Raw genomic sequence first — 21,971 nt, forward strand, 5'->3', positions numbered from 1 at the left:
GACGTCCTGATTCAAGCAGGGGGATCAGGATCGCGCAAGTGCCGTCGGTAATTTGTTCGACAACTTCTGCTGAGCGGTCGCAGGCTTAGAACAAATGGATCTCTTCGGTGCGCAAAGCGCGGTACTCGCCCGGTTTTAGCGCATTGTCCAGGTGCAGCGGGCCCATGGATTCGCGGTGCAGGCGCAGCACTTTGTTGTTGAAGTGACCGAACATGCGCTTCACCTGATGGTAGCGGCCCTCCACGATGCTCAACCGCGCCGTCTTCGGACCGATCACGTCCAGCACCGCCGGCTGCGTGGTCAGGTCTTCGAAGGCGAAGTAGATCCCCTGGGCGAATGTGCTCGCATATTCCGGGCCGATTTCCTGTTCGGTCTCCACGTAGTAGACCTTCGGCAGTTTGGTCTGCGGCTGGGTGAGGCGCCGCGACCAGGCGCCGTCGTTGGTGATCAGCATCAGCCCGGTGGTGTTGAAGTCCAGCCGGCCGGCGATGTGCAGGTCGTCCTTGTCCGCTTCCAGGATCAGATCCAGCACGGTCGGGTGCTGCGGATCGCGGGTGGCGCTGACGCACCCAGGCGGCTTGTGCAGCATGAAGTAGCGCGCCGCTTTGCCGGCCTGCAGCACTTCACCGTCCACCTCGACGCGGCTGAACTCCAGCACGTCGCTGTGCGGGTCGCTGACGACTTTTCCGTCGATGCGCACGCGCTTTTCTACCAGCAGCAGGCGAACTTGCTGACGGTTGTAGCGGGGCAGGTTGCTGAGGAAACGATCGACGCGCATGGTCAGGAATCGGTGGGCACAGGGGCGCGCATCTTACGGGATCGGCGGCCCGGACGCTTGCAGTTGCGCTTCGACCTGCGCGCAACGCGGGCACAGGCAGGCGCGGTCGCGCAGTTCGGGCGGCAGGGCCTGGAGCACCGCCGCATCGATGGTCACGCCGTAGCACCAGCAGGCGCGGTCGGCGGTGCGCGGGTCGGCCAGGGTGCAGTCGTTGCGGGCACCGCAGGCCGGGCAGAGGTCGGGAGGAGGAAGGTCAGGCATAGGTCGAGTGGGGCATTTCCATGCAGGTGCGGTTGCGGCCGGTTTGCTTGGCCCGGTACATCGCATGATCGGCCCGGGACAGCAGACTGTGCAAGGTGTCGTCCCGTTGCAGGGTGGTGATGCCGATGCTGACGGTCAGGTTCAGGGCATGGCCGTTGTAGGCATATTCGTGCTGCTCGACATGCCGACGGATTTTCTCGGCAATTTTCTGACCGGTGGCGCCGTCGGTGTCCTTCAGCAAAACGATGAATTCCTCACCGCCCCAGCGGCAAACGATGTCGGAATGGCGCAGGCAGCTTTGCAGGTCGCGGGCGAAGCCGATCAGCACTTGGTCGCCGGCCATGTGGCCGTAGGTGTCGTTCAGCGCCTTGAAGTGATCCAGGTCCAGCAGCAGCGCGGTCAGCGGTTTCGGTTCCCGCTGCGCCTCGTGCAGGGCCTGCACGGCAAGCAGGTCGAAGCCGCGCCGGTTCGGCAGTTCGGTGAGGCTGTCGAGGGTGGCCTGGGCGTGGATCTTTTCCTGGAAGCGGCGGATCACCCGGTTGAGCAGGGCCAGCACGATCAGCGTCACCAATAGGCAGATCAGCAGGTTGAGGTACAGCGACTGGCGGATTTCGCTCAGGGCGCCGTCTTCGCGCTTGTCGACGAACAGGTACCAGTTGAGCTCCGGGATGAACCGCACGTTGAGGAAATGTCCCAGGCCGTGGGCGGAATATTCGTAGCTGCCGCTGTGGGGCTTGGGCAACTGGCTGACCAGGTTCTTCATGCTGTCCAGGTCGTTCAGGCTTTTGCCGGCGCGGGCGCCTTCCGGGCCGCCTTCGGCGCCGGTGAGCACCAGCCGGCCGAAGGTGTCGACGAAGTACACACTGCGCTGGTAGCGCTGCTGGTACTTGTCGATCAGCTTGATCACCGCGTCCACCGTCAGCCCCACCCCGGCCGCGCCGATGAAGCGGCCGTGGTAGTCGTAGACCTTGTAGTTGATGAAGAAGGTCATGTTGTCTTTGTTGGCCAGGTCCGGGTCGACGTTGATCTCGTACGGATCCTTCATGTCGCGCACGCGGAAGTACCAGGCATCGCGCGGCTCATCGATTCGCACCTGCTTGAGCACGCCTTTGGCGTGGTAGTAGATGTGGGTGCTGTTGGAGACGAAGAACGCGGTGTAGGCGCCGTAATGGGTCATGACCTCGTCGAGGTAACGGGTCATCTGGTCGGTGTCCTTTTCACCGTTCACCACCCAGTCACGCATGAAGGTGTCGCGGGACATCATCGACGAAATCAGGATCGGTCTGACGAGGTCTTTCTGGATTTCCGAGTAGACGGTGTCGGACGTCAGCGGCAGTTCGGTGTTGACGATGTTGTCGCGGATCGAGGTGCGCGAGGCGTAATAGCTGAGCAGCGAAGTGGCCAGGAAACCGGCGCCGAGCAGGATGACCACGGTCATCACCAGCGAGCGTTGGGAGTACAGCGCGGATCTGAGCGGCATGGGCGATTCCCTTGGCGGTGACCTGATGGCAGGCATTCTAGTGGCACGGCGGGAGAAATAGCTGCCTCTGTGCGAACCGAATCCGATTCGCAGGAAACTTCGTCCGTTTTGGCCTCTCGCGCAGACGTCTGCGCCACTGATCCGAACCTACGGCGGCATCGGCACTTGAGGGGCGCCAACCAGTCAAAAGAGTGTCGGCCGGATTCCTTCGTCGTCGGTCGCAGGTCTTTCAGGAGGCCATCATGTTTCGTCGAATCCTGCTGGGTCTGGTGCTCGGTCTTGGTTTGTCGGGATGCTATTACTACGCCGGCACCTACGATGCCTATTCCGCCCCTTACTACTATCCCGGCTACTACTCGCCTTACTCCTACGGCGGGTACTACGGCCCGCGCTACTACGGCGGCGCCCGCTACTACTATTACGGCGGCCACGGCCCCGGTTATTACCGTGGCGGATACCACCGCTGGCACCATTAATCACCCCGTGAATCGGGCCGTAGAAGATGAACAACCTTTCATCGGCTACGTGTTTCAAGTTGTTACCGAAGCGCACCAGATTCCGAAAACGCTGTCAGATCATTCGTCAGTCACCGAATAAACGACTGACGCCTGCCAGCGTCGCTGGCGTGGCCCACCCGCGGTCCAGGAGGCCGCCATGTATCGCCGAATTCTTCTGCTTGCCGTGATGCTGTTTTCCATTGGCGGATGCGTCCCATATTCCTACGGAGATGGCTACTACAGTTCGGAGGTCTACACGTCCCAGTCGCCGTCGTACTACACCAGTGGTGGCACTTACTACAGCGGGGGCAGTACCTATTACTCTGCTCCGCGCTACTACCAGCCGGCTCCCCGCTATTACTCGGCGCCGCGCTATTACCAACCGGCCCCGCGCTACTATTCGGCGCCGCGCTACTACGAGAGCCGGCGCTGGCACGACAATGACCGCGGACGCTGGGACGGCCATCGCGGTGGCTGGGATAACCACCGGGGACGGGGCGACCATGACCGTCACGGCGACCGGGGTGACCACAACGGTCGCGGTCGCTGGTAATTCACCGCAGCAAAAAGCGGCGCATTGAGCGCCGCTTTTTTTGTGTCCGCGATTGACCCCGGGCCTCAGTAAGCCGACAGATCCGCCAGCGGATGCCGCCCCTCCCAGACCTTGTGAAAATGCGCCTCCACCACCGCCTCCGGCACGCGACTGACATCCGGCCAATGCCAGTGCGGCTTTTGGTCCTTGTCGATCAGCCGCGCCCGCACCCCTTCGCTGAACTCCGGGTGGCGGCAGCAATTGAGGCTCAAGGTGTATTCCATCTGAAAGACTTCCGCCAATGACAAGTGGCGGGCGCGGACGATCTGTTCCCAGACCAGGTGCGCCGTCAGCGGCGCGCCTTCGCTCAGGGTCTTCGCCGCACGGGCGATCAGCAGGTCGCCGCTGTCGCGTTGCAGGGTGATGGCTTTCCAGGCACAGGCCACATCGCTGACGTCCAGCAGTTCGTCGATCTGCCGGCGCCTCGGCAGCCACTGCGCGTCGGGCATCTGCGCTGCCGCCTCCTGCTGCAGGGCCTTGAGCAGGCTGTTGAGCTGCATGGCGGTCTGTTCCTGCCAGTTGAGCTGCAGCAGGCGCTCGATCAGTTCCGGCTGCTGTTCGTCGAGCAGGAAACGGTCGGCCAGGTCCAGGTCCAGTGCATCGCGGCCGTTCATCTGCGCGCCAGTGAGGCCGAGGAACAGGCCAAGCTTGCCCGGCAGCCGCGACAGGAACCAACTGGCGCCGACGTCCGGGTACAGGCCGATGCTGATCTCCGGCATGGCCAGGCGGCTGCTCGGCGTGACGATGCGGGTGCCGGCGCCCTGCAGCAGGCCCATGCCGCCGCCGAGCACGTAGCCGTGGCCCCAGCAGATCAGCGGCTTGGGGTAGGTGTGCAGGCTGTAGTCGAGGCGGTATTCGGCGTTGAAGAACTGCGCGGCCAAGGGCGGCACTTCACCGGGGTGGGCGCGGCAGGCCTCCACCAGGCTGCGCACTTCGCCGCCGGCGCAGAACGCCTTGGCGCCGTTGCCGCGCAACAGCACGCAGACGATTTGCGGATCCTTGGCCCAGGCGCTCAGTTTGTCGCTCAGGGCGTGGATCATCGGCAGGGACAGCGCGTTGAGCGACTTTTCGGCATCCAGGGTGGCGATGCCCAGGCGGGCGCCGTCGGTGCCGGTGCGTTCTTCGAAGTGCAGGTTCATCGTGACCTCGATCGGGAATTTGAGCGTTCAGTATGATCGCTGTACGGGAAAGTGCCGGTTCCGTGTCAGATCAATTGACAAGCGTTGTCGGCTTTCCTAGGGTTCGCCCCATTGTTTTTGCCGGGTATGACCATGACTGCTGACGACCGTATCAAACTCGAACCGAGCTGGAAGGAGGCACTGCGTGCCGAGTTCGACCAGCCCTACATGGCGGAGTTGCGCACTTTCCTGCAGCAGGAGCGGGCGGCCGGCAAGGAGATCTATCCGCCGGGGCCGCTGATCTTCAACGCGCTGAACTCGACGCCGCTGGACAAGGTGAAAGTGGTCATCCTCGGCCAGGACCCGTACCACGGCCCGGGCCAGGCCCACGGTCTGTGCTTCTCGGTGCAGCCGGGCGTGCCGGCGCCGCCGTCGCTGGTCAACATCTACAAAGAGCTCAAGCGCGACCTGAACATCGACATCCCCAACCACGGCTACCTGCAGAGCTGGGCCGATCAGGGCGTGCTGATGCTCAACACCACCATGACCGTCGAGCGCGCCAACGCCAATGCGCACAAGGACAAGGGCTGGCAGTTCTTCACCGACCGGATCATCGAGGTAGTCAGCCAGCGGCAGCCGCACCTGGTGTTCATGCTGTGGGGCTCCCACGCCCAGAGCAAACAGAAGCTGATCGACGCGACCAAGCACCTGGTGCTGACCTCGGTGCACCCGTCGCCGCTGTCGGCCTACCGGGGCTTTCTCGGTTGCGGGCACTTCAGCCGCACCAACAAGTTCCTTGAGCAGAACGGCGAGACGCCGATCCGGTGGCAATTGCCGCCGCTCTGAAACTAGTGGTGAGGGAGCAGGCTCCCTCACCATACGGGGTCGGTCCTATTCGGGGCTGCGGTTCCAGTACCGGAACAACGGCTCCGCGAGAAACAGCACGAACAGCAAGCGCATCACCTGCATCGCCGTCACCAGCGGCACCGACAGCTGCAGGGTTTCCGCCGTCAGGCTCATTTCGGCGATGCCGCCGGGCATCATCCCCAGGGTCAGCGAGCGCAGGTCCAGGTGGGTCAGCGCACTCAACCCCAGCGCCGCCAGGGTGGCGATCAGCATGGTCAGCGCCGTGCCGATCAAGGTACGGCCCATGAACGACGGCGCGCGGCGGAAGAACTGCCGGTTGAAGTGACAGCCCAGGCCGCTGCCGATCAGCCACTGGCCGATCTGGCTGCCGCCGTTGGGCAGGCCGATGTGCAGGTCCCAGCCGATGCTGACCGCCGCGCTCACCAGCAACGGCCCGAACAGCCATGGGTTGGGCTGGCGCAGGCGCTGCCAGAGCCAGGCGAGCAGGGCGCCCGCCGGAAACAGCAACGCCAGCCAGCGCCAATCGACGCTGCCGGCGTGGGCAATCGGCGTGCCGTCGCCGAGCAGGTACTTGAACGCCGCCGGCACGCACAGCACCACCACCAGCACCCGCAGGCTCTGCCCCGCCGCCACATGGCTGAGCATCGCGCCGTTGCGGGCGCCGAGGTTGACCATCTCGCCCGAGCCGCCGGGCATGCTGGAGAAGAACGCGGTGGCACGGTCCTCGCCGGTGCGCCGCATCAGCCACACGCCGACCACCGCCGACAGGCTGGTGACCAGCGCCCCGAAGAAGATCAGGCCGAAGTGGCTCAGCACCTGTTCCATCACCAGTGGGGTGAAGTGCAGGCCGATGCCGATGCCGACGATCCATTGGCCGCATTTGCGGCCGCCGGGGATTTCAGCCAGTTGCCACGGCGTCAGACAGCGCACGAGGATGATCGCCAGGAGCGAGCCGACCATCCACGGCAGCGGCCAGCCGATCTGGCTGGCGACGTAGCCGCCCAGCAGACCGACCAGCGGTGTTCCCCACCAGCCTTTGAGCGATGTCCGGTCAGACATCGGCGATGGTGCGCTGCGCGGCCGAACGTTTGCGCCAGATGCGCAGAAGCGGCACGGCCAGCATGACGGCGGTCAGCACCCAGACGCCGAAGGTGATCGGGCTCGACCAGAGGATGTCCAGCGCGCCGTTGGAGATCGACAGGGCGCGGCGCAGGTTCTGCTCCATCAGGCCGCCGAGGATGAAGCCCAGCAACAGCGGCGACAGCGGGAAATCCAGCTTGCGCAGGATGTAGCCAAAGATGCCGATGCCGATCATCAGGAACAGGTCGAAGGTGGTGGCGTGCACGGCGTAGACGCCGATCCCGGTGATGATGGCGATCACCGGCACCAGCGCCCAGTTCGGCACGGCGAGGATGCGGGTGAAGACGCGGATCATCGGGATGTTGAGGATCACCAGCATCACGTTGGCGATGAACAGCGACGCGATCAGGCCCCAGACGATGTCCGGCTGATCCTGGAACAGCAGCGGGCCTGGCGTAATGTTGTACAGCGACAGGGCGCCGATCATCACCGCGGTGGTACCCGAGCCCGGAACGCCGAGGGTCAGCATCGGCACCAGCGCACCGCAGGCGGCGCCGCCGATGGCGGTTTCCGGGGCGGCGAGGCCGCGCTTGTCGCCTTGGCCGAACGTGCCGCCGGTGCCGGCGATGCGTTTTTCCGTCATGTAGGCCACGGCGCTGGCCAGGGTCGCCCCGGCACCCGGCAGGACGCCCATGATGAAGCCCAGCACGCCGCAGCGGATGTTCACCACGAACACCGAAGCCGCTTCCTTGAAGTTGAACAGCATGCGGCCGGTGGCTTTCACCGCTTCCTGGCCGTGATGGGTCTTCTCCAGCAACAGCAGGATTTCGCTGATGGAGAACAGGCCCAGCACCAGCACCACGAACTGGATGCCGTCCGTCAGGTGGATGTTGTCGCCGGTGAAGCGGTATACGCCGCTGTTGGCGTCGATGCCGACCGTGGACAGGAACAGGCCGATCAGCGCCGCGATGAAGGTCTTCAACGGCCGGTCGCCGGCCATGCCGCCCAGGCAGACGATCGCGAAAACCATCAGCACGAAGTATTCGGCCGGCCCGAACGCAATCGCCCACTTCGCCAGCAGCGGTGCGAACAGCACCATGCCGCAGGTGGCGATGAATGCGCCGATGAACGAACTCCACGCCGACAGCGACAGCGCCACCCCGGCCAGGCCCTGGCGGGCCATCGGGTAGCCGTCCAGGGTGGTCATCACGGTGGAGGCTTCGCCGGGGATGTTCAGCAGGATCGAGCTGATCCGTCCGCCGTATTCGCAGCCCAGGTACACCGCCGCCAGCAGGATCAGCGCCGACTCCGGCGGCAGGCCGAGGGCGAACGCGATCGGGATGAGCAACGCTACGCCGTTGATCGGGCCGAGGCCCGGCAACAGGCCGACCACGGTGCCGATGAGGGTGCCGCACAGGGCGGTCGCCAGGTTGTAGGGGCTCAGCGCGACGCCGAAGCCCTGACCCAAGTAGCCGAGGGTATCCATATCAGTTCTCCAGTACGTCGAGCAGGCCCAAGGGCAGGGGAACGTCCATCAGACGGTCGAACAACAGGTAAAGACCGATGGCCATTAGGCTGATGATCACGGCGCTGGGCAGCCAGCGCCCGCCGTAGAGCCGGGCCATCGGCACACCGGTGACGATGCTGGCCAGGATGAAGCCCAACGGTTCGAAAGTGCCGGCGAACACCAGCAGCAACAAGGTGCAGAGGCCGATCTTGGTCAGCGTTTCGCGGTCCAGCGGCGGTTCGTCCTCGCTGTGCTTGATCGGCGCGGGGCGGAACAGCATGTACAGCAAGGCTGACCCCATCAGGCCGAGCATCAGCAACGGAAACGCCCGAGGGCCCACGGGTTCGTAGGAAAACGCCGCCTGGTACGGCCAGGCCATCAGCGCCAGGCCGGCACAGGCCAGCAACAGCACCGACGCGAAGATGCGTTGAATGAGCATGGAGACACTCCTGTGCCATGACCCCGCCGGGCAGGGCCATGGTCGCTAGACAGAGACGATCACTGGATCAGGCCGAACTCTTTGGCCAGCACCTTGTAGTCCGCGACTTGCTTCTTCACGTAGGTGTCCAGCTCCGGGCCGGTCATGGCGAAGGGGAACAGCTCGCGCTGATCGCGCAGCTTGGCGAACTCGTCGGAGGCCAGCAGCTTGTCGAAGGAGGCTTTCCACCAGGCGTAGTCTTCGTCGCTGACCTTCGGGCCCAGGTAGAAGCCGCGCACCACCGGCCAGACGATGTCGTAGCCTTGCTCGCGGGCGGTCGGGATGTCTTTCATTTCCGGCTCGTCGAGGCGGTTCTCGGCGAACACCGCCAGCAGGCGCATGTCGCCGCTGAGGATGTGCGGCATGGAGTCGGAGATGTCGGTGCTGCCCACCTGGATGTGCCCGCCGAGCAGGGCGGTGGCGATCTCGCCGCCGCCTTCGAGGGCGACGTAGCGCAGGTCGCGCGGGTTGATCCCGGCGGCCTTGGCGATCAGGGCGGTCTGCATCCAGTCCTGGCTGCCGACGGTGCCGCCGGAGCCGATCACCACGGCGCTCGGGTCTTTCTTCAGTGCCTTGACCAGGTCGTCGAGGGTCTTGTAGGGCGAATCGCTTTTCACCGCGATGGCGCCGTAGCTGGTGCCGACCGCCGCCAGCCATCGCACGTTGGTCTCATCGAAACGGCCGAACTTGCCCTGGGCCAGGTTCAGCAGCGAACCGCTCGACCACGCCACCAGCGTGCCCGCATCGGCCGGACGCTGGGCGACCACCGCGTTGTAGGCCACCGCGCCGACGCCGCCGGGCATGTAGGTCACGCGCATCGGTTTGGTCAGCAGCTTTTCGTTCACCAGCGCGCTCTGCGCCAGTTTGCAGGTCAGGTCGAAGCCGCCGCCGGGGGAGGCCGGCGCGATGCATTCCGGGCGTTTGGGCTCGGCCATCAGCTGGCCGGCGAACACCATGAGGCCGGCGGCCAGAGCGACTTTACGCAGTGATAAGTTCATCTATGTCTCCTTGGGAGTTGTTGTTATGGACGTACTGAATTACCAAAGGGCAACGCTGTAGCTCACCAGCAGACGCACTTCATCGGCATCGCGGGCGGAGTAGTTGGAACGGTAGGTGGCATTGCGCAGGCGCACGGCGACGTCCTTGAGGGCGCCGCTTTGTACTACATACTTGATCTCGGTGTTGCGCTCCCACTCCTTGCCTTCGTCGCCGTTCTTGAGCTGGATGTTGTCGCCGCTCAGGTAACGGGTCATGAAGCTCAGGCCGGGGATGCCGAGCCTGGCGAAGTCGAAGTCGTAGCGGGCTTGCCAGGAGCGTTCTTCGGCGCCGGCGAAGTCGTTGATCTGCACGAAGTTGACCAGGTACGGGTCGCTGCCGTCGACATACGGGAAAGCGCTGTCGCCGGACATGTGCTGGTAACCGGCGGTGAACTTGTGGCCGCTCAGGGCATAGCTGACCAGGCCGTTGAGCGAGCGGTTGTCGATCTTGCCGCCGCGGGCCGCGCCCTGGTCGTCGCTGAGGGCGAACCGCAGGTCGGTGGCGAAGGTGCCGGGGCCCATCGGCTGTGAGGCGACCAGACCGAGGAAGTGCTGGTTGTAGACTTCGGCAAGCTGGGCGAAGTGGTAGCTGCCGGTGATCTTGTCGGTGAACTTGTAGTCCAGGCCGCCGAAATCGAAGTGCTTGCCGGCGACGGTGCCGGCGAAACGGCTGTTCTTGTTGTTGAGGGCGATGTCCTCGAAATCGGTGCTGTCGCGGTCCTTGGCCTTCTCCAGGCGCCCGCCGGTGAAGGTCAGGTTCTTGATCTCCTTGGAGGTCAGCAGGCCGCCTTCGAAGGTCTGCGGCAGGATGCGTCCGTCGTTGGGCTTGAGGATCGGCAGTTCCGGGATCAGGCTGCCGATCTTCAGTTCGGTGGCGGAGATCTTGACCTTGCCGGTCAGGCCGAGCTTGGAGTATTCGTCCGCCGCGCGTCCGTCATCGTGGGTCGGCAGCAGGCCGGTGCCGGTGCGGTCCGGGCTCGAATCGAGCTTGACACCCAGCATGCCCAGCGCATCGACACCGAACCCCACGGTGCCGTCGGTGTAGCCCGACTGCAGATTGAGCATGAAGCCTTGGGCCCATTCGTCCCGCTTGGATTGCTGGGCGCTGGTGCCGTCGCGGAAGTCTCGGTTGAAGTACATGTTGCGGGTTTCGAAGGTGGCGCTGCTGTCTTCGATGAAGTCGGCATGGCTCAGCGGGGAAAAGCCGGCAAGGGCGGCGGCGCTGGCGAGGGCGGTGCGGCTGAAGCGGGAAGGGCGGACAGGCGCGAAGGCCCGGCTCTGCAAGGACTGCATGGATGCTGTACTCCGTTTATTGTTCTTATTGGTCGAAAACGCTTCGTGGCGTTTTTCGCAGCGCTGTGTGCGGCAGCGACGGAAGTCGAAACATTCCGTTACCCGACTCTAGCGGCCTAACCTTTCGCTAACCTTTCAGTTGACTTTCACGGTTTTCGGGCTTCACAGCGGCGGTGGCGGCGGTAAACTCCGCGCCAAAGAGTGGCGTCGGCCACCCCCTGAATGAGGTGAGGATCCATGCGTGTTCTGCTCGTCGAAGACCATTTGCCGCTCGCCGAAAGCGTGGCGCAGGCGCTCAAGGGCACCGGTCTGACCGTGGATGTGCTGCACGACGGCGTGGCCGCCGACCTGGCGCTGGGCAGCGAGGAATACGCCATGGCGATCCTCGACGTGGGCCTGCCGCGCATGGACGGTTTCGAAGTACTGGCGCGCCTGCGCGCACGCGGCAAGAACCTGCCGGTGCTGATGCTCACGGCCCGCAGCGACGTCAAGGACCGGGTGCACGGCCTCAACCTCGGCGCCGACGATTACCTGGCCAAGCCGTTCGAGCTCACCGAACTGGAAGCGCGGGTCAAGGCCCTGCTGCGCCGCAGCGTGCTCGGCGGCGAACGCCAGCAGCGCTGCGGCGTGCTGGCCTACGATCTCGACACACGGCGCTTCACCCTCGGCGAAGAACTGCTCACCCTGACCTCCCGCGAACAGGCCGTGCTCGAAGCGCTGATCGCGCGGCCGGGGCGGGTGATGAGCAAGGAGCAACTGGCGGCGCAGGTGTTCGGCCTGGACGAGGAGGCGAGCCCCGACGCCATCGAGATCTACGTGCACCGCCTGCGCAAGAAGCTCGACGGGCACGCGGTGGCCATCGTGACCTTCCGTGGCCTGGGTTACCTCCTGGAAAGCCGCGATGCATAAGCCCGGCAGTCTGCGCTGGCGGTTGCTGTGGAACCTGGCGCTGCTGCTGGTGGTGCTGATGCTCGCCAGCGGCCTGAGCGCCTACTGGAACGGGCGCGAAGCCGCCGACACCGCCTACGACCGCACGCTGCTGGCGTCGGCCCGCACCATCGCCGCCGGCCTTTCGCAGCGTGACGGCAGCCTCAGCGCCGACGTGCCCTACGTGGCCCTCGACACCTTCGCCTACGACAGCGCCGGGCGCATCTACTACCAGGTCAACGACATCCACCAGAAGCTGATCTCCGGCTACGAGAACCTTCCCGGCCCGCCGCCCGGCACGCCGCGCACCGACAGCTACCCGGCCCTGGCGCGGTTCTACGACGCCACCTACCGCGGGCAGAACGTGCGGGTGGTGAGCCTGCTCAAGGCCGTCAGCGAACCGAACATGAACGGCATGGCGGAAATCCGCGTCGCCGAGACCGACGAAGCGCGGGTCAGCATGGCCCAGAGCCTGGCGGCCGACACGCTGCTGCGCCTGGGCATGCTGGCCGGCGGCGCGTTGCTGCTGGTGTGGTTCGCGGTGAGCGCCGCGCTGCGGCCGCTGGAGCGCTTGCGCACGGCAGTGGAGGAGCGTCAGCCCGACGACCTGCGGCCCTTGCCGCTGGTGCAGGTGCAGCGTGAGCTGTGGCCGCTGGTGCGGGCGCTCAATCATTTCACCGAGCGCTTGCGCGGGCAGTTCGAGCGTCAGGCGCAGTTCATCGCCGACGCGGCGCACGAGTTGCGCACGCCGCTGGCGGCGCTCAAGGCGCGGCTTGAGCTGGGCCTGCGCTCGAACGAGCCGCAGGTCTGGCACGACACCTTGCAGTCCTCGGCGCAAAGCACCGACCGGTTGACCCACCTGGCCAACCAGTTGCTGTCGCTGGCACGGGTGGAAAACGGCGCCCGGGCCATCGCTGAGGGCGGCGCGGAGCTGCTCGATTTGAGCCAGTTGGCCCGGGAGCTGGGCATGGCCATGGCGCCGTTGGCCCACGCCAGGGGCGTCGCGCTGGCGCTGGAGGCGGATCAGCCGGTGTGGCTGCGCGGCGAGCCGACGCTGCTCAACGAATTGCTGAGCAACCTGGTGGACAACGCGCTGGCGCACACGCCGCCGGGCGGCAATGTGATCCTGCGGGTCACGGCGCCGGCGGTGCTGGAAGTCGAGGATGACGGTCCGGGGATTCCGCTGCACGAGCGCGACCGGGTGTTCGAACGCTTCTACCGGCGCAACCAGCAGGTGGCGGGATCGGGCTTGGGGCTGGCGATCGTCGGCGAGATCTGCCGGGCGCACCTGGCGCAGATCACGCTGCATGACGGGGAGCAGGCGGGGTTGAAGGTCAGGGTCAGCTTCATCGCCGGATGAGGCTTTTGAGGATTGACTCTGGAAGGCGGCGCCGCCCGGCGGGAGCGAGCGCCCTCGCCACAGGGGTCAGTAGAACATCGACCGTGATTCTTCCAGGTCTGCGCACATTTCCTTGTTCTCCGTGTCGATCCCCAGCTTGCGGAACGCCGGAACGCTGAACGGGTCGATGCGCGCGAACGGATGCTCGGTGTCCTTGTGGCAGTACAGGCTGGCCACCTGCACCAGATCGACGTAATCGATCTCGGCCGACTCCCGCTTGAAGTCTTGGTACAGCCCCGGCAGTTCGACCAAGCGTTCCGGAAACTCCCAGACACGCAACAGCTTGTCGCCGAGCAGCGGGTGAATGTGGTCGATCACGTGGTTGAGGCTGACAGGATCCGACAGCAGTTCGTAGTGGTCTTCGGCGTAGGTCAGGATCGGCAGGACGCCGATCTGGTGCACCAGTCCGCCGAGGGCGGCCTGGTCGGGCTTGAGCTGGGTGTGGCGGCGGCACAGCGCGTAGCTGACCCCGGCGATCTCCAGGCTCTTGCGCCAGACTTCGCGCATCTTCTGTTCCACCACGTCGGAGCGGGCGTGGAAGATCTGCTCCATCACCAGGCCGATCGCCAGGTTGCTGCTGTAGTTGACGCCCAACCGGGTGATGGCCGTGTGCAGGTCGGTGACTTCCTGCGTCGCGCGCAGCAGCGGGCTGTTGACCACCTTGATCAGGCGCGCCGACAGCGCCGTGTCCCGGCCGATCACCTTGCTCAGGTCGCTGACGCTGATCTCCGGGTCTTCGGCGGCCTTGCGGATCTGCAGGGCCACTTCCGGCAAGGTGGGCAGAACCAGATCATCGTTGTCGATGGCCTCAACCAAATCCTGTTGGACCTTATCCGCCAGCTCGCTCATGTCGTTTCTCTAGGTCTTGCACCAAAGGCCGCGTTCAGCGCTGGATCTCGCGGTCGCGATCCAGTTCGTAAGGCAGGTCGAGCAATTGCAGCGCCGGGCCCTCGAGCGTGCCCAGGTGCACATCGCCCTCGTCGGCGGCTTCGGCTTGCAGCACCGCGAGCAGTTCGATGTTGTGTTCGGCGCGGGCGGCCAGCACCACTTCGCCGATGGAACTGCCGTGGCTCGGCGCAAACAGCGGGGTGCCGGGTTCCGGCAGTTCGCCGGCCTCCAGGCTGACGCGGTACAGACGACGCTTGAGCTTGCCCAGGTACTGCATGCGGGCGACGATTTCCTGGCCGGTGTAGCAGCCTTTCTTGAAGCTCACGCCACCGACGGCCTGCAGGTTGAGCATCTGCGGAATGAACAGCTCGCGGGTGCTCGGCATGACCTGGCCGATGCCGGCACGGATCTGGCCCAGCAGCCAGCCGTTCAGGTCGCCTTCGGCCAATGCGGCGGACAGACGGGCCTTGATGGCGTCCGCCTGATCGGCGGGCACCCAGAGCTCGGCGCGATCCGGCGAGACGCGAACCGCGATCAGGCCTTCGTGGCGCGCCACGCTGTCGGTCTCGGCCGGCAGGGCCAGGCCGAGGCCGTTCAGGGCTGCGTCCCCGTTAACCAGGCCAAAGCGCACCCAGGCTGCGCTTTCGTCGGTCAGTTTGGATTTGGAGAACACCGCGTACTTTTTCAGGTCCGCCAGTTGCGGCTCCAGCAGTTCGCCGGCCATCGCCATCAGCACGCCGTCGCCTTCGAGCAGGATGCGGAAACTGGACTGCATCCGGCCCTTTTGCGTGCAGCGGGCACCGAGGCTGGATTGGCTGTCGCTCAGGTAGTTGATGTTGCAGGTCAGCTGGCCTTGCAGGAACTTGCCGGCATCCGCGCCGCGGACCGCGAGAACGCCTTCATGTGACAGGGTGCAGAAAAAAGCAGAATCGGCCATGGGTCATCGCAGGGTAAAGAGACTGGGGCACATCATAAGGGGGGCTCGTTGAAATGGATAGTTCATAAAGGATCGGTGGTGGCCGACCAAAGCCGACTGTTCGGCACGCGCCCGGCCTGTATACTTGCGGCCTATTTGAGGAGCGCTCCATGGTCGAACAAGTTGAACTGAACCGCCTCTTTTGGCACAGCCGCCGCGGCATGCTCGAGCTGGACGTGCTGCTGGTGCCGTTCGTGAAAGAGGTCTACGCGAACCTGAACGACGTGGATCGCGCGCTGTATGTCCGCCTGCTCGAATGCGAGGACCAGGACATGTTCGGCTGGTTCATGGAACGCAGCGAGTCCGATGATCCGGAACTGCAGCGCATGGTCCGCATGATCCTGGACCGTGTCCAGCCCAAGTGAAACCTTCGAATGCCGCTGGCAGGCCTCAGGGCAACTGCTGGCGGCGTATCTGCTGACCCAGGCGTTCGCCCTGGGAGCCGTCTTTTGTCTGTCCGTGCCGCTCTGGGCCAGTTTGCTGGGGGCTTTGGCCTGTCTGGGCCATGCCGCTTGGGTGTTGCCGCGTCAGATTCTTCTCAGCCATTCCAAGGCCTTCAGCGGTCTGCGCCGCGACGCGCAGGGTTGGCAGTTGTGGAACCGCGCCGATGGCTGGCAGCCGGTGCAGTTGCGGCCGGACAGCCTGGCGCTGCCGCTGATCGTGGTGCTGCGTTTTCGTCTGCGGGGCGAGCGGCGCACACGGTCGGTCTGCGTGCCCCGGGACGCGCAGGCGGCGGATGTGCACCGTCGCCTGCGGGTACGCCTCAAGTTCAGCCGGCGTAGGTGGGCGGCACCAGAATAGTGTCCAGCGCTTCGGGCAGCAGGTCCGGGTAGTCGAGGGTGAAATGCAGCCCGCGGCTTTCCTTGCGTTCCATGGCTGAGCGGATCATCAGCTGCGCCACCTGCGCCAGGTTGCGCAGTTCGATCAGGTCGCGGCTGACCTTGTAGTTGCTGTAGAACTCGTCGATCTCGTCCAGCAGCAGGCGCACGCGGTGCTGGGCCCGCTGCAGGCGCTTGTTGGTGCGCACGATGCCGACGTAGTCCCACATGAACCGCCGTAGTTCGTCCCAGTTGTGCGCGATGATCACGTCTTCGTCCGAATCGGTCACCTGGCTGGCGTCCCAGGCGGGCAGGGCGCTGGGCACGCTGACGTCGGCCAGTTGGCCGAGGATGTCGGCCGCCGCCGAGCGGGCGTAGACGAAACACTCCAGCAGCGAGTTGCTGGCCATGCGGTTGGCGCCGTGCAGGCCGGTGAAGCTGGTTTCGCCGATGGCATAGAGGCCCGGCACGTCGGTGCGGCCCTGCTGGTCGACCATCACGCCGCCGCAGGTGTAGTGCGCCGCCGGGACGACCGGGATCGGTTGTCGGGTGATGTCGATGCCGAATCCGAGGCAGCGCTCGTAGACGGTCGGGAAGTGGCTTTTGATGAACGCTTCGGGCTTGTGGCTGATGTCCAGGAAAACGCAGTCCACGCCCAGCCGCTTCATTTCATGGTCGATGGCCCGGGCCACGATGTCCCGGGGCGCCAGTTCGGCGCGCGGGTCGAAGCGCTGCATGAAGCGCTCGCCGTTCGGCAGCTTCAGGTGGGCGCCTTCGCCGCGCAGGGCCTCGGTGATCAGGAAACTCTTGGCTTGCGGGTGATACAGGCAGGTGGGGTGGAACTGGTTGAACTCCAGGTTCGCCACCCGGCAACCCGCCCGCCAGGCCATGGCGATGCCGTCGCCGCAGGCGCCGTCGGGGTTGCTGGTGTAGAGGTAGACCTTGGCCGCGCCGCCGGAGGCCAGGATCACGAACCTGGCGCCGTAAGTGTCGACTTCGCCGCTGCGGCGGTTGAGCACGTAGGCGCCGAGGCAGCGGTCGCCGTCCAGGCCCAGTCGGCGTTCGGTGATCAGATCGACGGCGACCCGCTGCTCCAGCAGTTCGATGTTCGGGCGTTCCTTGGCCTGGGCCAGCAGCGTCGTGAAAATGGCCGCGCCGGTGGCGTCGGCGGCGTGGATGATGCGCCGGTGGCTGTGGCCGCCCTCGCGGGTCAGGTGGAATTCGAAGCCGCCGTCCTCGCCGCTGGCGTGTTCGTCGCGGGTGAAGGGCACGCCTTGATCGATCAGCCACTGGATCGCTTCGCGGCTGTGCTCGACCGTGAAGCGCACCGCGTCCTCATGGCACAGGCCGCCGCCGGCGTTCAGGGTGTCGTCGACGTGGGATTCGACGGTGTCGGTGTCGTCCAGCACGGCCGCAACGCCGCCCTGGGCCCAATAGGTGGAGCCGTTGGCCAGATCGCCCTTGCTCAGCACGGCGATGCGCAAATGGCCCGGCAGGGTCAGCGCAAGACTCAAACCGGCAGCGCCGCTGCCAATGACCAGAACATCGTGTTGGAACTGTTGGCTCATTTCAGGATTCCGCTCAAAGCGACCCGGGTCGGGGGTGGCGCAAGACAGCTGGATCGGCACGTCGGGACCGCCACACAGCCCACTAGTATATAGAGGGGGGGATCGGCACAATAGCCGGGCCGATATGGCATTGTGAAACTACCGTGACGGGAAAATCCGAACGTTTCGTCGGATGCCTTTTTGGCAGACTTCGCAAAAAGACGGCTGTATCGGGGATGAAACACACTTTTTCCGCTCATGGTCGCCCAATGTCGGTATGGCGCGGCTATAAATATTTGGAACTTTTGCCAAGGGCCCAAGATCAATAGACAGGTGCCTGAGACAAGGGACAGTGTCGGCTTCGAAGCGGAACCTGAGGTCGGGTTCCTGCCGGCGAACCGATGACAAGATTATTCGCGCAGCCGGTTCATTCCGCGCTGCGTTTTTCGTGCGTGCCTAATCAGAGCCCCGCAGGAAACTTGCTTGGAGGGGGAGAACTTTTGCGAAAAGCCCGAGTCTATGTTTGCAAGTCCGGTCGTTTGGTTATGCAAGCCTCCTCCGAGCTCATCGAGGAGTGTTCATGCTAACCCAGGAAGAGGATCAGCAGCTGGTCGAGCGCGTTCAGCGTGGCGACAAGCGGGCGTTCGATCTGCTGGTGCTGAAGTATCAGCACAAAATTCTCGGGTTGATCGTGCGTTTCGTGCACGACACCCATGAGGCCCAGGACGTTGCGCAAGAAGCCTTCATCAAGGCGTTCCGAGCGCTTGGCAACTTTCGCGGAGACAGCGCGTTCTATACGTGGCTTTACCGCATCGCCATCAACACGGCGAAGAACTATCTGGTTTCACGCGGCCGCAGGCCGCCGGATAGCGATGTCAGTTCCGAAGACGCAGAGTTCTACGACGGCGATCATGGCCTCAAGGATCTCGAATCGCCAGAACGCGCATTGCTGCGGGATGAGATCGAAGGCACCGTCCATCGAACCATTCAGCAATTGCCGGAAGATTTGCGCACGGCGTTGACGCTGCGCGAGTTCGACGGTCTGAGTTATGAAGACATTGCGAGCGTCATGCAATGTCCGGTGGGTACCGTGCGCTCCCGGATCTTCCGCGCCCGGGAGGCCATCGACAAAGCCCTGCAGCCGTTGTTGCAGGAAAACTAAAGACAGCGGCGACAGCCAAGAGAGGAACGCCATGAGTCGGGAAGCCCTGCAGGAATCGCTGTCCGCAGTGATGGATAACGAAGCGGACGAATTGGAATTGCGTCGGGTGCTCAATGCACTGGACGATGTTGAAACCCGTGAAACCTGGGCTCGCTACCAGATCGCTCGGGCAGCCATGCACAAGGATCTGCTGCTTCCGCGTCTGGATCTCGCTGCGGCGGTCTCTGCTGCGCTGGAAGACGAAGCCGCTCCGGCCAAGGTTTCCCGCGGCCCGTGGCGCAATCTCGGTCGCCTGGCTGTTGCGGCGTCGGTGACTGTGGCCGTGCTGGCCGGCGTGCGCCTGTACAACCACGACGAAATCGCTGGCGTGGAACTGGCTCAGCAGTCCAACCAGCCGACGTTGGCCGTGCCTCAAGTCAAGGGCCCGGCGGTTTTGGCAGGCTACAATGAGAGTTCGGAAGCCACAGGTCCCATGGCCAACGGCGTTCTGCAAGGCCAGCCAGGCTGGCACGATCAGCGTCTGCCAGGCTATCTGCGCCAGCATGCCCAGCAGGCCGCACTCAAGGGAACTGAAAGCGCACTGCCTTACGCGCGTGCAGCCAGCCTGGAAAACCGTTAAGGAGGATCATGCGCGCCATACCGCTACTCTCGCTTCTGCTTGGCGGCTGGTTCATCGTTCCAGCCCATGCCGACGACGCCCAGGACTGGTTGACCCGTCTGGGCCAGGCCGAACAGCAGCAGAGCTTTCACGGCACTTTCGTCTACGAGCGTAACGGCAGTTTCTCTACCCATACCATCTGGCATCGCGTCCAGAACGGCCAGGTTCGCGAGCGTCTGCTTCAGCTCGACGGATCGGCGCAGGAAGTGGTGCGGGTGGATGGACGGACGCAATGTGTCAGTGGCGCACTGATTGCGGGGCTGGGGGATTCTCCGAATTCCGCCGCCCGCCCCCTCGATCCTCAAAAACTCAAGAATTGGTACGAACTTGCCGTCATCGGCAAGTCGCGCGTGGCCGGACGTGAAGCGGTGATCGTATCGCTGACGCCCCGCGACCAGCACCGCTACGGTTTCGAACTGCATCTGGACAAACAGACGGGCCTGCCCCTCAAGTCGCTTCTGCTCAACGACAAAGGCCAGTTGCTCGAGCGTTTTCAGTTCACCCGCCTCGATACCTCTGAAATCCCTTCCGACAGCGACCTGCAGGCAGGATCCGACTGCCGCGCCGTCGCCCTGGACAGCGACAAGGCGTCCGCCGTCAAGGCTGCCCAGGTCTGGCATTCGGACTGGCTGCCGCCGGGCTTCGAGCTGACCAGCAGTACCTCGCGCAAGGATCCGGAGACCAAGACCCAGGTCAGCAGTCTGATGTATGACGATGGCCTGGCGCGCTTCTCGGTGTTCCTGGAGCCGCTCAACGGCGCCACGGTCACGGATACTCGGACTCAGCTCGGCCCGACCGTTGCGGTGTCCCGTCGCCTGACCACGCCCGAGGGCGAAATGATGGTGACCGTGGTCGGTGAGATCCCGATCGGCACCGCCGAACGAATTGCCTTGTCGATGCGCAATGATGGCGCCGCAACCAGCAAGCAGTAAGCCGATTCCGGCCAGGCTGTTTGCGCTGCTTCGTCGAGATGCAGAAATGTTTGCTGAGCATTTTCATTTGCAAAACACCCGATTTTTTTCTATAGGTCAGAGCCTCTCGGCTCTGGCCTTGTCTGTCGTTCCCGGAACAAAAATGCCGGCCCGCAGTTTCCGGCGTTCCTTGCTCCATATCGCTTAACCCTGCTCGTCGTAACGGGAGCTGTATGTCGATACCTAGCTTGAAGTCCTATCTCTCCATTCTCGCCACCGTGCTGGTGCTCGGTCAGGCCGTGCCCGCCGTTCAGGCGGCCGAGCTGCCTGATTTCACCCAACTGGTCGAGCAGGCCTCGCCTGCGGTGGTGAACATCAGCACCACGCAGAAGCTGCCCGACCGCAAGGTGAACCAGCAGATGCCGGACCTGGAAGGCTTGCCGCCGATGCTGCGCGAGTTCTTCGAGCGCGGCATGCCGCCGCAGCAGCGTTCGCCCCGCGGCGACCGTCAGCGTGAAGCCCAGTCGCTGGGTTCGGGCTTCATCATCTCGTCTGACGGCTACATCCTGACCAACAACCATGTGATCGCCGACGCCGACGAAATCCTCGTCCGCCTTGCCGACCGCAGCGAAATGAAAGCCAAGCTGATCGGCACCGACCCGCGCTCCGACGTGGCCCTGCTGAAGATCGACGGCAAGGACCTGCCGGTGCTCAAGCTCGGCAAGTCCCAGGATCTGAAGGCCGGTCAGTGGGTGGTGGCGATCGGTTCGCCGTTCGGCTTCGACCACACCGTGACCCAAGGCATCGTCAGCGCCGTCGGCCGCAGCCTGCCGAACGAAAACTACGTGCCGTTCATCCAGACCGACGTGCCGATCAACCCGGGCAACTCCGGCGGTCCGCTGTTCAACCTGAACGGTGAGGTGGTCGGCATCAACTCGCAGATCTACACCCGCTCCGGCGGCTTCATGGGCGTGTCGTTCGCCATCCCGATCGACGTGGCGATGGACGTCTCCAATCAGCTCAAGAGCGGTGGCAAGGTGAGCCGCGGCTGGCTGGGCGTGGTCATCCAGGAAGTGAACAAGGATCTGGCCGAATCGTTCGGCCTGGAGAAACCGGCCGGTGCGCTGGTGGCCCAGATCCAGGATGACGGCCCTGCCGCCAAGGGTGGCCTGCAAGTGGGCGACGTGATCCTGAGCATGAACGGTCAGCCGATCGTCATGTCCGCCGACCTGCCGCATCTGGTCGGTGCGCTGAAGGCGGGCGCCAAGGCCAACCTGGAAGTGATCCGCGACGGCAAGCACAAGAACATCGAGCTGACCGTCGGTGCGATTCCCGATGAGGACAAGGACACGGACGTGCTGCCGAAGTCCGGTGTCGAGAGCACCAGCAACCGTCTGGGCGTGTCGGTCGGCGAGCTGAGCGCCGAACAGAAGAAAACCTACGACCTCAAGGGCGGCGTGGTCATCAAGGAAGTCCAGGACGGCCCTGCGGCGCTGATCGGCCTGCAGCCGGGCGACATCATCACTCACCTGAACAACCAGGCCATCGGTTCCGCCAAGGAGTTCGCCGAGATCGCCAAGGCATTGCCGAAGAACCGCTCGGTGTCGATGCGGGTGCTGCGTCAGGGACGCGCCAGCTTCATCACCTTCAAGCTGGCCGAGTGATCAGGTCGTCAATCCAATAAGAAACCGCCTCGA

At 64.4% G+C, this 21,971-nt stretch carries 23 protein-coding genes; 11 read left to right on the forward strand and 12 right to left on the reverse strand.

Annotated features, from left to right (window positions below):
* Positions 1–85: 85 nt before the first annotated feature.
* From CAG41_RS08195 to CAG41_RS08205, 3 genes are read right to left on the reverse strand one after another with little or no spacing between them, the layout of a single operon-like run.
* Positions 86–778 carry a pseudouridine synthase gene (locus CAG41_RS08195; protein ID WP_085706851.1) on the reverse strand — a complete coding sequence of 231 codons (693 nt, stop codon included), beginning with the start codon at positions 776–778 and terminating at the stop codon, positions 86–88.
* Between the two features lie 33 nt (positions 779–811).
* Positions 812–1,039 (reverse strand): cysteine-rich CWC family protein, encoded by a 228-nt coding sequence (locus CAG41_RS08200; RefSeq protein ID WP_085585164.1) that lies wholly within the window; start codon positions 1,037–1,039, stop codon positions 812–814.
* Complete coding sequence (locus CAG41_RS08205) at positions 1,032–2,519, reverse strand: sensor domain-containing diguanylate cyclase (protein WP_085585162.1); 1,488 nt, start codon at positions 2,517–2,519, stop codon at positions 1,032–1,034. The genes CAG41_RS08200 and CAG41_RS08205 overlap by 8 nt, the downstream gene beginning before the upstream one ends.
* Positions 2,520–2,761: 242 nt before the next feature.
* Here CAG41_RS08205 and CAG41_RS08210 point away from each other — a divergent pair, with 242 nt between their 5' ends.
* Together CAG41_RS08210 and CAG41_RS08215 are read left to right on the forward strand one after the other, a co-directional pair.
* Entirely contained in the window at positions 2,762–2,995 is a 234-nt protein-coding gene (locus CAG41_RS08210; protein ID WP_085633022.1) for a hypothetical protein, read from the forward strand.
* A gap of 178 nt (positions 2,996–3,173) precedes the next feature.
* On the forward strand, positions 3,174–3,569 hold the full coding sequence (locus CAG41_RS08215) for a hypothetical protein (RefSeq protein ID WP_085633024.1): 396 nt from the start codon (positions 3,174–3,176) through the stop codon (positions 3,567–3,569).
* A 65-nt stretch (positions 3,570–3,634) separates the two neighbouring features.
* On the opposite strand, the gene CAG41_RS08220 is transcribed toward CAG41_RS08215, so the two are convergent.
* Positions 3,635–4,747 carry an enoyl-CoA hydratase/isomerase family protein gene (locus CAG41_RS08220; RefSeq protein ID WP_085585156.1) on the reverse strand — a complete coding sequence of 371 codons (1,113 nt, stop codon included), beginning with the start codon at positions 4,745–4,747 and terminating at the stop codon, positions 3,635–3,637.
* Between the two features lie 132 nt (positions 4,748–4,879).
* Between CAG41_RS08220 and ung the strand changes: the two genes are divergently transcribed.
* Complete coding sequence (gene ung / locus CAG41_RS08225; protein ID WP_085633092.1) at positions 4,880–5,572, forward strand: uracil-DNA glycosylase; 693 nt, start codon at positions 4,880–4,882, stop codon at positions 5,570–5,572.
* 45 nt (positions 5,573–5,617) lie between these two features.
* On the opposite strand, the gene CAG41_RS08230 is transcribed toward ung, so the two are convergent.
* Genes CAG41_RS08230 through CAG41_RS08250 form a run of 5 tightly spaced genes read right to left on the reverse strand, consistent with a single transcriptional unit; the run spans position 5,618 to position 10,988 of the window.
* Positions 5,618–6,652, reverse strand: a complete 1,035-nt coding sequence (locus CAG41_RS08230) for an AbrB family transcriptional regulator (RefSeq protein WP_085585154.1) — start codon at positions 6,650–6,652, stop codon at positions 5,618–5,620.
* A complete protein-coding gene (locus CAG41_RS08235; protein WP_085633026.1) occupies positions 6,645–8,159 on the reverse strand; it encodes a tripartite tricarboxylate transporter permease in 1,515 nt (504 codons plus the stop codon). Before CAG41_RS08235 ends, CAG41_RS08230 begins: the two co-directional genes overlap by 8 nt.
* A gap of 1 nt (position 8,160) precedes the next feature.
* On the reverse strand, positions 8,161–8,619 hold the full coding sequence (locus CAG41_RS08240; RefSeq protein ID WP_085585149.1) for a tripartite tricarboxylate transporter TctB family protein: 459 nt from the start codon (positions 8,617–8,619) through the stop codon (positions 8,161–8,163).
* A 59-nt stretch (positions 8,620–8,678) separates the two neighbouring features.
* Positions 8,679–9,656, reverse strand: a complete 978-nt coding sequence (locus CAG41_RS08245) for a tripartite tricarboxylate transporter substrate binding protein (RefSeq protein WP_085585147.1) — start codon at positions 9,654–9,656, stop codon at positions 8,679–8,681.
* A 39-nt stretch (positions 9,657–9,695) separates the two neighbouring features.
* Positions 9,696–10,988, reverse strand: coding sequence for an OprD family porin (locus tag CAG41_RS08250; RefSeq protein WP_085585145.1), 1,293 nt, complete (start codon positions 10,986–10,988; stop codon positions 9,696–9,698).
* 237 nt (positions 10,989–11,225) lie between these two features.
* Here CAG41_RS08250 and CAG41_RS08255 point away from each other — a divergent pair, with 237 nt between their 5' ends.
* Both CAG41_RS08255 and CAG41_RS08260 read left to right on the forward strand, forming a co-directional pair.
* Positions 11,226–11,897: a response regulator gene (locus CAG41_RS08255; protein ID WP_085585143.1), complete on the forward strand. Its 672-nt coding sequence runs from the start codon at positions 11,226–11,228 to the stop codon at positions 11,895–11,897.
* Entirely contained in the window at positions 11,890–13,275 is a 1,386-nt protein-coding gene (locus CAG41_RS08260; RefSeq protein ID WP_085585141.1) for a sensor histidine kinase, read from the forward strand. The genes CAG41_RS08255 and CAG41_RS08260 overlap by 8 nt, the downstream gene beginning before the upstream one ends.
* Before the next feature lie 66 nt (positions 13,276–13,341).
* Here the strand turns inward: CAG41_RS08260 and CAG41_RS08265 are convergent, their stop codons facing one another.
* Both CAG41_RS08265 and CAG41_RS08270 read right to left on the reverse strand, forming a co-directional pair.
* Positions 13,342–14,163, reverse strand: a complete 822-nt coding sequence (locus CAG41_RS08265; RefSeq protein ID WP_085585139.1) for an HDOD domain-containing protein — start codon at positions 14,161–14,163, stop codon at positions 13,342–13,344.
* Between the two features lie 34 nt (positions 14,164–14,197).
* Positions 14,198–15,139, reverse strand: coding sequence for a folate-binding protein YgfZ (locus tag CAG41_RS08270; RefSeq protein WP_085633030.1), 942 nt, complete (start codon positions 15,137–15,139; stop codon positions 14,198–14,200).
* 149 nt (positions 15,140–15,288) lie between these two features.
* Here CAG41_RS08270 and CAG41_RS08275 point away from each other — a divergent pair, with 149 nt between their 5' ends.
* Positions 15,289–15,543 carry a succinate dehydrogenase assembly factor 2 gene (locus tag CAG41_RS08275; protein ID WP_085585135.1) on the forward strand — a complete coding sequence of 85 codons (255 nt, stop codon included), beginning with the start codon at positions 15,289–15,291 and terminating at the stop codon, positions 15,541–15,543.
* Positions 15,527–15,979 (forward strand): protein YgfX, encoded by a 453-nt coding sequence (locus tag CAG41_RS08280; protein WP_085585133.1) that lies wholly within the window; start codon positions 15,527–15,529, stop codon positions 15,977–15,979. The genes CAG41_RS08275 and CAG41_RS08280 overlap by 17 nt, the downstream gene beginning before the upstream one ends.
* Here CAG41_RS08280 and nadB read toward each other — a convergent pair.
* Positions 15,948–17,564 (reverse strand): L-aspartate oxidase, encoded by a 1,617-nt coding sequence (nadB, locus tag CAG41_RS08285; protein ID WP_085637210.1) that lies wholly within the window; start codon positions 17,562–17,564, stop codon positions 15,948–15,950. The two genes, CAG41_RS08280 and nadB, sit on opposite strands and share 32 nt — an antisense overlap.
* Before the next feature lie 559 nt (positions 17,565–18,123).
* Between nadB and rpoE the strand changes: the two genes are divergently transcribed.
* The 4 genes from rpoE (at position 18,124) to CAG41_RS08305 (ending at position 21,938) form a co-directional block, all read left to right on the forward strand.
* Positions 18,124–18,705: an RNA polymerase sigma factor RpoE gene (gene rpoE, locus CAG41_RS08290; RefSeq protein ID WP_085585129.1), complete on the forward strand. Its 582-nt coding sequence runs from the start codon at positions 18,124–18,126 to the stop codon at positions 18,703–18,705.
* A 31-nt stretch (positions 18,706–18,736) separates the two neighbouring features.
* Positions 18,737–19,324 (forward strand): sigma-E factor negative regulatory protein, encoded by a 588-nt coding sequence (locus CAG41_RS08295; RefSeq protein ID WP_085585127.1) that lies wholly within the window; start codon positions 18,737–18,739, stop codon positions 19,322–19,324.
* A gap of 8 nt (positions 19,325–19,332) precedes the next feature.
* Positions 19,333–20,295, forward strand: coding sequence for a MucB/RseB C-terminal domain-containing protein (locus tag CAG41_RS08300; protein ID WP_085585125.1), 963 nt, complete (start codon positions 19,333–19,335; stop codon positions 20,293–20,295).
* A gap of 212 nt (positions 20,296–20,507) precedes the next feature.
* Positions 20,508–21,938, forward strand: a complete 1,431-nt coding sequence (locus tag CAG41_RS08305; RefSeq protein ID WP_085706852.1) for a DegQ family serine endoprotease — start codon at positions 20,508–20,510, stop codon at positions 21,936–21,938.
* Positions 21,939–21,971 lie beyond the last annotated feature (33 nt).

Origin of the sequence: Pseudomonas sp. B35(2017) (assembly GCF_002113645.1) — a bacterium.
Classification (GTDB): Bacteria; Pseudomonadota; Gammaproteobacteria; order Pseudomonadales; family Pseudomonadaceae; genus Aquipseudomonas; species Aquipseudomonas ekonensis.

What these genes read in the sequence shown, in the direction of transcription:
- ung (WP_085633092.1), top strand. Translation starts at nt 4,880, where the DNA reads ATGACTGCTGACGACCGTATCAAACTCGAACCGAGCTGGAAGGAGGCA.
- CAG41_RS08220 (WP_085585156.1), bottom strand. Translation starts at nt 4,747, where the DNA reads ATGAACCTGCACTTCGAAGAACGCACCGGCACCGACGGCGCCCGCCTG.
- CAG41_RS08245 (WP_085585147.1), bottom strand. Translation starts at nt 9,656, where the DNA reads ATGAACTTATCACTGCGTAAAGTCGCTCTGGCCGCCGGCCTCATGGTG.
- CAG41_RS08230 (WP_085585154.1), bottom strand. Translation starts at nt 6,652, where the DNA reads ATGTCTGACCGGACATCGCTCAAAGGCTGGTGGGGAACACCGCTGGTC.
- CAG41_RS08235 (WP_085633026.1), bottom strand. Translation starts at nt 8,159, where the DNA reads ATGGATACCCTCGGCTACTTGGGTCAGGGCTTCGGCGTCGCGCTGAGC.
- CAG41_RS08255 (WP_085585143.1), top strand. Translation starts at nt 11,226, where the DNA reads ATGCGTGTTCTGCTCGTCGAAGACCATTTGCCGCTCGCCGAAAGCGTG.
- CAG41_RS08265 (WP_085585139.1), bottom strand. Translation starts at nt 14,163, where the DNA reads ATGAGCGAGCTGGCGGATAAGGTCCAACAGGATTTGGTTGAGGCCATC.
- CAG41_RS08215 (WP_085633024.1), top strand. Translation starts at nt 3,174, where the DNA reads ATGTATCGCCGAATTCTTCTGCTTGCCGTGATGCTGTTTTCCATTGGC.
- CAG41_RS08260 (WP_085585141.1), top strand. Translation starts at nt 11,890, where the DNA reads ATGCATAAGCCCGGCAGTCTGCGCTGGCGGTTGCTGTGGAACCTGGCG.
- CAG41_RS08205 (WP_085585162.1), bottom strand. Translation starts at nt 2,519, where the DNA reads ATGCCGCTCAGATCCGCGCTGTACTCCCAACGCTCGCTGGTGATGACC.
- CAG41_RS08200 (WP_085585164.1), bottom strand. Translation starts at nt 1,039, where the DNA reads ATGCCTGACCTTCCTCCTCCCGACCTCTGCCCGGCCTGCGGTGCCCGC.
- CAG41_RS08270 (WP_085633030.1), bottom strand. Translation starts at nt 15,139, where the DNA reads ATGGCCGATTCTGCTTTTTTCTGCACCCTGTCACATGAAGGCGTTCTC.
- nadB (WP_085637210.1), bottom strand. Translation starts at nt 17,564, where the DNA reads ATGAGCCAACAGTTCCAACACGATGTTCTGGTCATTGGCAGCGGCGCT.
- CAG41_RS08250 (WP_085585145.1), bottom strand. Translation starts at nt 10,988, where the DNA reads ATGCAGTCCTTGCAGAGCCGGGCCTTCGCGCCTGTCCGCCCTTCCCGC.
- CAG41_RS08240 (WP_085585149.1), bottom strand. Translation starts at nt 8,619, where the DNA reads ATGCTCATTCAACGCATCTTCGCGTCGGTGCTGTTGCTGGCCTGTGCC.
- CAG41_RS08275 (WP_085585135.1), top strand. Translation starts at nt 15,289, where the DNA reads ATGGTCGAACAAGTTGAACTGAACCGCCTCTTTTGGCACAGCCGCCGC.
- CAG41_RS08210 (WP_085633022.1), top strand. Translation starts at nt 2,762, where the DNA reads ATGTTTCGTCGAATCCTGCTGGGTCTGGTGCTCGGTCTTGGTTTGTCG.
- rpoE (WP_085585129.1), top strand. Translation starts at nt 18,124, where the DNA reads ATGCTAACCCAGGAAGAGGATCAGCAGCTGGTCGAGCGCGTTCAGCGT.
- CAG41_RS08300 (WP_085585125.1), top strand. Translation starts at nt 19,333, where the DNA reads ATGCGCGCCATACCGCTACTCTCGCTTCTGCTTGGCGGCTGGTTCATC.
- CAG41_RS08305 (WP_085706852.1), top strand. Translation starts at nt 20,508, where the DNA reads ATGTCGATACCTAGCTTGAAGTCCTATCTCTCCATTCTCGCCACCGTG.
- CAG41_RS08195 (WP_085706851.1), bottom strand. Translation starts at nt 778, where the DNA reads ATGCGCGTCGATCGTTTCCTCAGCAACCTGCCCCGCTACAACCGTCAG.
- CAG41_RS08295 (WP_085585127.1), top strand. Translation starts at nt 18,737, where the DNA reads ATGAGTCGGGAAGCCCTGCAGGAATCGCTGTCCGCAGTGATGGATAAC.